Here is a 9,123-nt window from a genome sequence, read left to right on the forward strand (position 1 = left end):
ACGCGAACGGACTGCCCCTCCTCGTCGGCCTCTCCGCGGCGAACACCCACGACAGCCTCGCTCTGAAGCCCATGATCACAGGTCACCAAACGAGACACGACCCCCACCATGGCCGCTACTTCAAGCCCCAGCGCCTGCATGCGGACAAGGCATACGACGTCCCTCACCTGCGGAAATGGTTAGGGGGCAAGCCACATCGGCGTCCGCATCGCCCGCAAGGGAGTCGACTCCAGCGAACGCTTAGGGCGCCGCAGATGGGTCATCGAACGCACCATGTCCTGGCTCACCGGCTACCGCAGACTCAACCACCGATACGAACGCCAACCCCGCAACTACCTGGCCTTTCTCGGCCTCGCCGCCGCCCTCTGCTGCTACAAACGACTCCGCCGACTCACCACATAGGACACGGTCTAAGGTGGGCCGACCTGGGTGGTGCACGCCCGCGGTCAGCCGGCGGGCTAGCTTCGAGAGCGTCGGGCGCTGAGACCGAAGAGGGCAACGAGCACGGCGGCGGTACCTAGGCCGGCCGCTGTCCAGAAGGCGCCCGCCAGGCCGGGGACGAAGGCGCCGGGCTCGCCGCCGCTCGTGTGGACCGCGACGATGACGGCGATGCCGAGGGAACCGCCCACCTGCTGAACCATCTGCAGAAACCCGGACATCGACCCGCTGTGCCGGGCAGGCACCCCCTCCATGATCAGCATCGTCCCGGGGGTGAACACGAGGGCGACACCGAGGCTGTGGAGCACCAGGGGGGCCACGACCCCGCCGACGTAGGTGCTGGAGTCGTCCAGGGCGGCGAACCAGATGAAGCTGATGGTGACCAGGGCCGTGCCGAGGACGAGCAACCGACCGGCTCCGAACCGCCGTACGAATGCGGGCACGAACTGCGTGACGATCAGGATGGTGCCTGTCAGGGGCAGGAAGGCGAGGCCGGCGACCAAGGCGCTCATGCCCAGCTCCCGTTGGTAGAACTGCACCAGCGTGAACAGCAGGGAGAAGTGGACCCCCACGGTGAGCCCCATGGCGCCCAGGGCCGTCGCGCGCTTGCGATGACGAACCAGGGAGAGGTCGAGCAGCGGGAGCCTGACGCGCCGCTCGACGGCGACGAACGTGGTGAGCAGGACGAGAGCGAGGACGAAGGTGACCACCGTTCCCGCGGTGGCCCAGCCTGTCTCTGCGGCGTGCACGAAACCGTAGACGAGGGCCAGCGACCCGAGGGTCGCGGTGATCGCTCCCGCCACATCCACCCGGCCTCCGGTCGGCCGGTCCTCCTTGACGAGCCATTGGACGACGAGAACGACGACGGCCCCGATGGGCAAATTGATCAACAGCCCCCACCGCCAGGAGAAGAAGGCGGTAAGCGCACCACCGACGATCAGGCCGAAGGACGAGCCCACTGCGGAGGCGGCGGTGAACAGGGCCATGTTCCGGCTGCGGGCATGCTCGTCTCGGGCGATGGCGGTGATCAGGGACAGGATGCTCGGTGCCGCGATGGCCGCTCCGACTCCCTGCGCCACCCGGGCGACGACCATGATCGTCGCGTCGGGGGCAAGGCCGGCGGCGAGTGACGCGAGGGCGAACAGCACCGTTCCGATGGTGAAGACCCGGACCCGGCCCAGAACGTCGCCGAGCCTACCGCCGAGCAGCATGAGTCCGCCGAAGGCCAGCGCGTAGGCGTTGGGCACCCATGACAGACCGGCGGGGGAGAAGCCGAGATCCTGTTGCAGTTGGGGGAGTGCGACCGTCACCACCTGCGCGTCGAGTTGCAGCATGAGCTGCGTGGCCAGGATGGCGACCGTGGCCAGGGCGACGAAGCGCGGCACGGCCACGGTGGGCACCCTGCGGTGTTCCGTCGGGGCCGGGGATGTATCGGCATCGCTGCCGGTGTGGACGGACATGCCACCTCATAGGGGGATGGGTTGATGAAAACGCGGAGGGAGGCCGCACGTGCGAGCAGCTGGCACCTGCACGAGGGGCGAGGAGTTGCTTCTCGCCCGGCACGGCCGTGTAGTCGAAGCGATGCCGTTAGTGTAACTAGGGTAGATACACTTTAGCAATTGTCGACGGCGGACCGGACTTCGACCGCGAGAGGCCCCGCGACGTATGCAGGGCTTCTCCTCGTGGGGTCACCCGCCCGTGTGGCAGGACCGATACGAAGAGGGGTGAACATGAAGAACTGGATGACCGGATAGCACGCGTCACCGGCTGGGGGACGGTGATCGGGCGTGCCGTCGCTCGGTGAGCGCTGACGGTGGCAACCCTGGTATGAGCCTGTACGCAGCATCCAGGTCCGCCGCGCACTGTTCGGCACGCTCCTGAGCACAGGGGTTGGGTGGCAGAGGCGCCCGGGTGAATGGCCTCAGCCCCGGCCCTATCGAGACCGGGGGCTTCCGTGAATCCCAGGGCGAGACCTCGGGGGAGCTGAGCGCACCGGGAACGCTGGGCCACGACCCCCTCGGTCGTACGGGGAAGCCGGCAGAGATGCCTCGGCGGCTCTCTTCCTCGCCACCGACGAGAGTTCCTTCGTGACCGGTAGGGAACTTCACGTGGATGGCCGTATGACTATCAGGCGCCCAGCGTGTCGGCGGTCGTGCGGCCGACACCTTGGTGTCTCGCGGGCCAGGGGCGATCGCGAGGCACGCAAAGTCGTCCTACCGGTACGCCAAGAGGGAGCGCCGTACGCCGGGCCGACGGCGACAGTTGCCGCAGCCGAGTGGCGTGACCTCCTGAACGGTCAGCGCGCCCCGGCGGATACGGAGTGGAACGCCAGCGTGTCGCGCAGGACGTCTGCCACGGTGGTGGCCGACAGTGACCGGCAGAGAGCCTCAGTCGCCTCTTGATACACCTGACCCAGGGCGTGCTGGATGCCGAAACCCACGTAGCACTCCGCGTTGGGATCCGAGGCGTGCATTCCGAAGATCGGCTCCTCGGGGAGTGCCTGGTAGACGTTGAGAAGAGAGATCTCCTCCGCCGGACGGGCGAGGTTCCAGCCGCCGTTGCGTCCGTGGGTGACCTCTACCAGTCCGGCATCCTTGAGCTGCCCGAGGCAGCGCCGGATGACGACGGGGTTGGTGTTGACGCTGGTCGCGATGCGCTGGGACGTCGCGACCTCTTTGTCGGTGCCCCGCCGGTCATACGCCAGCCAGGTCAGGATGTGGACGGCCAGGCTCATACGGCTGTTCGCGCTCACGCGGGCTCGCCTCCCTCGGTCGATGCCGGTACTGACTGGCGCTCGCGCACGCTGCCGGCGACACTAAAAACTGTAACAGTTACAGAAAAACCGGGCGCCGCGTGCTCCAGCCGGGTCGCATGCGGAGCTGGGCTGCGCCGTTCGTCCCTGCTGTGCGGACATCGCACACGCCCGACAGGGATCACTGGTCAAGCTCCTGGCCGAGGGGATCTCTGAGGGAGGCGGCGATGCGCTGGGGCGTTGCCTCCCCTTTGTCGATGCCGCGCCGGTCGCACGCCAGCCGCGTGCGGCTTTTCACGCACACGCCGCACGCCCCTGACCCCTTTTCCACGAGGGAGTTCCCCGCTCCGCCAGCGCTGGAAAGCGCGGCGACCGACGTTGCATCGATATTTCATGGTCACCGTCTGGGCAGTGCGACCGTGCGCGCCTACGGGGCGGGCAGCTGGGGCGCCCATGCATACCGCCGTCCGCACTTCCGGCAGGGCGGTTTCGCCGCTGTCCGGTCCGCAGCGAAACGTCCTGCAGGCCGTCTGCTTCCTAAACCTGGGCGAGGCCGCCATCGACAAAGAGTTCGGCACCCGTGGTGAACGAGCTCTGGTCGGAAGCGAGGAAGACGGCGGCGGAGGCCACTTCGTCCACGTGCCCTACCCGCCCCATGGGGATGGAGCTGGCGAAGTTTTCCTTGAGTTCGCGCTGCGCATCGGCGTCGTCACCCGCGAAGCGCAGGAGACCGGGGGTCTCGACGGGGCCGGGGCTGATCGAGTTGACCCGAATCTTGCGTCCCGCCAGCTCGGCTGCCCAAGACCGGGCAAAGTTGCGCGCAGCCGCCTTGGTGGCGCTGTAGACGCTCATCGCCGGAATGCCCTGGGAGGCATTGGTCGAGGAGGTGAGGATGACCGAGGCGCCCTCGGGAAGGAGTGGGAGCGCCTTCTGCACAGTGAAGAACATGCCCTTGACGTTGATGTCGAACGTTCGCTCGTACTCCTCCTCTGTCACGTCTGCGAAGCCTGTGACGCCGCCCACTCCTGCGTTCGCGAACAGCACATCGAGCCGTCCGCTGCGCTCCCTAATGGTCGCGAACAGGGCGTCGAGATCATCGAGCCTGGACACGTCGCTCTGCACTCCCACGGCGTCCGCGCCGATCGCTGCCACAGCGGCATCGAGCTCAGACTTGCGGCGCCCCGTGACGTAGACGGTGGCGCCTTCCCGTGCGAAATGCTGGGCCGCGCCCAGGCCGATACCAGTGGTACCGCCCGTGACCAGGGCGATCTTTCCGTCAAGCTGTCCCATTGCCCACTCCTTGGAGAATTGCTCTGAGGCTGGCTCTGCAGGCTGCGGGGAGCCCGCCACCTCCGGTGAAGGACGCCGGGAGGTGCTGCACCAGCCACTCAAATAAAATATAACAGCCTTGATTACACTTTGCCGTGGGTGTCGGCGGCGACCCGCGTCAGCGGTGTGTCGCCACCCCCTCACCTCGCCGCACTGCCACGCCGTGGTGCCGCGACGCGGCCTTGTGGCAGCCCGGGGGCGGACCACAAAGCGAGCGGGCCGCGCCGAACGACGGCAGGCTCGGGCCCGCCCGTATCCCTAGATATGTTCGCCTTGGAGGAACGGGTAGTCGGTATACCCCTCGGGGCCGGATGTGTAGAAGAGTGCCGGGCGCGGCACGTTCTCCAGGTGCTCGCCCTGCCAGCGCTCCACCAGGTCGGGGTTGGCGATGGCTGCTCGGCCCACGGCCACGACATCGGCGTGAGCGGCCTCGATCAGCTCCACCGCTTCCTCGCGCGTCGTGATCGAGACGGACCCACTGTTGGCCATCAACTTGCCACCGAAGCGCCGGCGCAACTGCTGGGCCAGCTCTCCCCCCAGCTCCTTGTGCAGGAGGGAAAGGTAGGCCAGGCCTAGCGGGCGCAGTTGGTCCAGTAGGTGACCGTAGGTGGCCAGGGCGTCGTCCCTGTCGGTCTCCAGGGCGTCCTTGATGTTGCGTTCGGGCGAGATCCGCAACCCGACCCGCCCGGCGCCGATGGCCTTCGCCACTGCCGTGACCACCTCGACGACGAAGCGGGCCCGGTTCGTCGGTGTGCCGCCGTACTCGTCGGTGCGGTGGTTCGACGCTGGGGAGAGGAACTCATGCAGCAGGTATCCGTTGGCGGCGTGGACCTCTACGCCGTCAAAGCCCGCCTCGATCGCCCGTCGGGAGGCCGCGACGAAGTCCTCCAGTGCCGCTCGGGCTTCCGGGACGGTCAGTGCCTGCGGCACTGGGTAGGGCTGCTTGCCCTTCTCCGTGTGTCCCTCACCGTTGATCGCGATCGCGCTGGGAGCCAGGATGCGCCGCCCTCCGTTGACATCGGGGTGGGTGACGCGACCGGCGTGCACGACCTGCATCACGATGCGGCCGCCTTGAGCATGCACCGCCTCGGCCACCCGCCGCCAGCCGGCCGCCTGCTCGTCAGTGACAATGCCCGGCTGCCCCACGAAGGCCTGCGACTCGCGGCTGGGGTAGACGCCCTCGGTGACGATCAGTCCGAGGCTCGCTCGCTGTCGGTAGTGCTCGACCATCAGGTCGCCGGGTATGCCGGAGGGGCCCGACCGCATCCGAGTCAGCGGGGCCATCGCGACACGGTTGGCGAGCTTGATGTCTCCGAGCGAATCGGGCGTGAAGAGAGACGGTTTCGCGGATGTCGATGACGACGTCATTGATGTGACTCCGTTCCGGGATGGGTGAACGCACGGGTGTGGCCGGCTCCTGAGGTGTGGTGCGGGAGCACTCGTTCCGTCCCGTCACCACTCGCCGGGGGCTCCGTCCCTCTTGGACCAACGGCGATGAGCCTCCACGGGCCCGCTTTTCCTTGCTCCGCAGGACGGCCGTTCCGGGCGGCGCGACACTGTGTAAGCTGTATCAAGGTTCGTTACATTAACGCGCCGACCGGCACCCCCTGTCAACCGTCAGGAGCACCCTCGTGTCTGCACACCTCCACTCCCTTTCAGAAGCCCCGTTGAGCGAGGGCTACGACGCCGCCACCCGTAATGACCCGGAGTTCGCTCAGCACTTCGAGCACCGCTTCACGACCATCGACGGCCTTCAGATGCACTACGTCGTCGGAGGCGACGGCCCCCGCACCATCGTGCTGCTCCACGGCTTCTCGGAGAGCTGGTACGAATATCGGGCGATCATGCCCGACCTGCTGCCGGGCCACACGGTCATCGCCGTGGATCTGCCGGGACTTGGGGACACCACCGGCGAGCTGCCCTCGCACGACAAGGCCACGCTCGCCCGCTACGTGCACCGTCTGCTCGTCCACCTCGGCCACCAGGAGGGGGTGCAGTTGGTCGCGCACGACTTCGGCAGCGCCGTCGCTTATGCCCTTGCGGCCCAGTGGCCCGAACAGTTCGCCGGTTTGATGATCATGGACTTTGGTCTCGTCGGCGGTTCACTCACCTTCGACCAACTCAAGCCGCTGTCGTTCCACTTCTCCTTCTTCCAGCAGGAACCGCTCTTCGAGCAGCTCGTGGCCGGACAGGAGCGCCTCTTCCTCTCGTACTTCTATCAACTGCTCGGAGCACCGGCCCCGGAGAAGAGTGTCGAGGAGTACGCGCGGGTCTACGGCCGGCCGGGCGTGCTGCACAACGGGTCGCGCTACTACCAGGCATGGCCGCAGGACGAGGCCGACAACCGCCGTCTCATGCTCAAGCCCCTGGACATGCCCGTCCACATCATCGCCCAGGCACAGCTCTTCGATGCGTTCCACACTGCGCTCAAGGACGCCGCTCCGCAGGCGACAGGCAGCCCTGTCGAGGGAGTGGGGCACTGGCTCCTGCACGAGGCACCCGGGCGGGTACTCGAAGAGATCAAGGCCTTCTTCGACTACCAGGACTGATGGTCCGTCCCCACTCCGCACCACCCCCATGAGGAGGAAAACGTGTTGGACCACGTGGAGATCCAGGTCGCCGATCCCGAGAAGAGCGGGGTGTTCTACGACGCCGTGCTCGCGCCTCTGGGCGCCAGCCGTCGTATCGAGCACCAGCAGCGTATCGGCTACGGGCCCGGGCGCCCCGAGTTCTGGATCGGTCCGGTTGTCGGACCGGCATCGGCCTCACGCGAGACGCACCTCGGCTTTGCGGCGCCCGGCCGTGACGCGGTCGACGCCTTCTACGCCGCGGCCGTGGCCCAGGGGGCGCCGGTTCTGCACCAGCCGAAGGTGTGGCCGCAGTACCACGACAGCTACTACGCCGCCTTCGTGCGGGACCCGGACGGCAACAACGTGGAGGCCTTCTGCGAGAACCCGGCCTGATGCCGCTCGGCGTAACCGGTAAATGACGGTGACGCCGCGTCTTCCTGCCCGCGCTCGTTCAGGACAGTAGCGGTCGTCCCGCGTTGAAGAGGGCCTCGTCCCACCGAGGGCATTTGGTGCGGGGCGGGCCGGGCGTGACCTGGTGGGGTAGCCGGTGTCGGTCCCGACTTTGCTCTTGCGGGGGCGGTCGGTGGCGATGTTCGAGAACACGTGAATGCCGCCACCACCGGCGGACTCCTCGCGCTCGTCTACGGCTTCATCCATAACACTGAGTCCCCTGGGCGATCCTGCCCTTCGCTCTCGCAGCAGTACTGCTGCTGGGCTGACGGCAGGCCATCATGGCGCTCATCGGCAGCACCCAATCAACCATCCTCTTTGTGGTCGTGCGTTACCGCCAACGCGCGCTGCATCTGGGCACCTGACGCCGGGCTTCGCATTCACTCACGCTGACTGGGACGCTCCTGGGCACGGTGAGTTCGTCGCTTCCCCGCCCTTGACTCCGTCGGCAACTACGCCACGGGTGTCCGCCTGAGCTGCTCATCTAGCGTCGGGATGGCCATGGTTTCACCCCGGCTGCAGCAGGTCGCAGGCTGCCTCGGCTTCGCGATCACCGTCGCGGTCACGCCGCAGGTGACAATGCCGCCTCCTTCCCCTCCAGCCTGGGCCCGGCCTTCTGCATAGCGCCAGCCACGACCTTCGCCGCCGCGCTTCGCCAGCCCCGATCTCCTACCCGAAACAACGAACACCACAGGGCCTCGGCCACGACACCAGAAGGAAGGAACTGACCATGGGACAGCTATCCGACAAGGTCGCTCTCATCACCGGCGGCACCGCAGGTATCGGCCTGGCCACCGCCCAGCGCTTCATCGAGGAGGAGCTTCGTCTACATCACCGGCCGACGGCGACCGGAACTTGAGGCCGCCGTCGGAAACCTCGGCCCCCGGGCCGCCGGCGTCCAGGGCGACGTCGCCGACCCTACTGCCGTTGACCAGTAATCAGCGCGATCACACAGCGTCACGGCCGGCTGGACATCGTCTTCGTCAATGCGGGCGGCGGCAGCGTGATCCCTCTGACCAAGATCACTCAAAGCGACTACGACCGCCATTTCTCCGTCAATGTGGCGGGAGCGCTGTTCAGCGTGCAGAAGGCCCTGCCTCTGATGACGAACGGCGGCTCTATCATCCTCGTCGGTTCGGTCAGCGCCTCCCGCAACGTTCCCCAGATGAGCCTGTACGGCGCGACCAAGGCCGCTCTGCGGAGCCTGGGCCGTTCTTGGGCCTACGAACTGACTGAACGTGGTATCCGCGTCAACATTTTGAGCCCCGGCCCCATCGATACACCTGCCACCTACGTCGCGGCCGGTGCGCACGACGACGAGTCCCGGCAGCAGATCAGGGACCAGATGGGCAGCAGCATCCCCCTCGCCCGCATCGGCCGCCCCGAGGAAGTGGCCGCCACCGCGGTGTTCCTGGCTTCCGACCAGAGCTCCTTCACCACAGGCGCCGAACTCTTCGTCGACGGCGGCCTGGGCCAGATGTGACCACACACCCCGCCACCGACCACGCGACCGGACGGTCCGTCACAGACCGGCCGCCCAGATTGAGAACACTGATCACTTCGAGATCGAACTTGTCGCCACCC

General features: G+C 67.1%; 8 protein-coding genes and 1 pseudogene. 5 read left to right on the forward strand and 4 right to left on the reverse strand.

Going from position 1 to position 9,123, the window contains the following annotated elements; all coding sequences use genetic code 11:
- Positions 1–402: pseudogene (locus JKV81_RS24760) on the forward strand (transposase); the annotation flags it as partial.
- 56 nt (positions 403–458) lie between these two features.
- On the opposite strand, the gene JKV81_RS24765 reads toward JKV81_RS24760, so the two are convergent.
- The 4 genes from JKV81_RS24765 to JKV81_RS24780 all read right to left on the reverse strand — a co-directional run bounded on the left by JKV81_RS24765 (position 459) and on the right by JKV81_RS24780 (position 5,887).
- Positions 459–1,898, reverse strand: a complete 1,440-nt coding sequence (locus JKV81_RS24765; protein ID WP_236057641.1) for an MFS transporter — start codon at positions 1,896–1,898, stop codon at positions 459–461.
- 836 nt (positions 1,899–2,734) lie between these two features.
- Positions 2,735–3,190, reverse strand: coding sequence for an Rrf2 family transcriptional regulator (locus JKV81_RS24770; RefSeq protein WP_202077860.1), 456 nt, complete (start codon positions 3,188–3,190; stop codon positions 2,735–2,737).
- A gap of 537 nt (positions 3,191–3,727) precedes the next feature.
- Entirely contained in the window at positions 3,728–4,480 is a 753-nt protein-coding gene (locus JKV81_RS24775; RefSeq protein ID WP_202077863.1) for an SDR family NAD(P)-dependent oxidoreductase, read from the reverse strand.
- 297 nt (positions 4,481–4,777) lie between these two features.
- Entirely contained in the window at positions 4,778–5,887 is a 1,110-nt protein-coding gene (locus JKV81_RS24780; protein ID WP_202077865.1) for an alkene reductase, read from the reverse strand.
- A 263-nt stretch (positions 5,888–6,150) separates the two neighbouring features.
- Here JKV81_RS24780 and JKV81_RS24785 point away from each other — a divergent pair, with 263 nt between their 5' ends.
- The 4 genes from JKV81_RS24785 (at position 6,151) to JKV81_RS24795 (ending at position 9,022) form a co-directional block, all read left to right on the forward strand.
- Positions 6,151–7,068, forward strand: coding sequence for an alpha/beta fold hydrolase (locus tag JKV81_RS24785; RefSeq protein WP_202077866.1), 918 nt, complete (start codon positions 6,151–6,153; stop codon positions 7,066–7,068).
- A 42-nt stretch (positions 7,069–7,110) separates the two neighbouring features.
- Positions 7,111–7,482: a VOC family protein gene (locus JKV81_RS24790; protein WP_202077867.1), complete on the forward strand. Its 372-nt coding sequence runs from the start codon at positions 7,111–7,113 to the stop codon at positions 7,480–7,482.
- A gap of 787 nt (positions 7,483–8,269) precedes the next feature.
- Complete coding sequence (locus JKV81_RS36715) at positions 8,270–8,398, forward strand: hypothetical protein (RefSeq protein ID WP_307820596.1); 129 nt, start codon at positions 8,270–8,272, stop codon at positions 8,396–8,398.
- Between the two features lie 87 nt (positions 8,399–8,485).
- Positions 8,486–9,022 carry an SDR family oxidoreductase gene (locus JKV81_RS24795; RefSeq protein ID WP_307820597.1) on the forward strand — a complete coding sequence of 179 codons (537 nt, stop codon included), beginning with the start codon at positions 8,486–8,488 and terminating at the stop codon, positions 9,020–9,022.
- Positions 9,023–9,123: the final 101 nt, after the last annotated feature.

Origin of the sequence: Streptomyces silvae (assembly GCF_016745505.1) — a bacterium.
In the GTDB taxonomy this organism is placed as follows: domain Bacteria; phylum Actinomycetota; class Actinomycetes; order Streptomycetales; family Streptomycetaceae; genus Streptomyces; species Streptomyces silvae.

Bases quoted from the DNA above. Each gene is read 5' to 3' on its own strand.
- JKV81_RS24765 (WP_236057641.1), bottom strand. From the start codon at position 1,898: ATGTCCGTCCACACCGGCAGCGATGCCGATACATCCCCGGCCCCGACG.
- JKV81_RS24775 (WP_202077863.1), bottom strand. From the start codon at position 4,480: ATGGGACAGCTTGACGGAAAGATCGCCCTGGTCACGGGCGGTACCACT.
- JKV81_RS24780 (WP_202077865.1), bottom strand. From the start codon at position 5,887: ATGACGTCGTCATCGACATCCGCGAAACCGTCTCTCTTCACGCCCGAT.
- JKV81_RS36715 (WP_307820596.1), top strand. From the start codon at position 8,270: ATGGGACAGCTATCCGACAAGGTCGCTCTCATCACCGGCGGCACCGCA.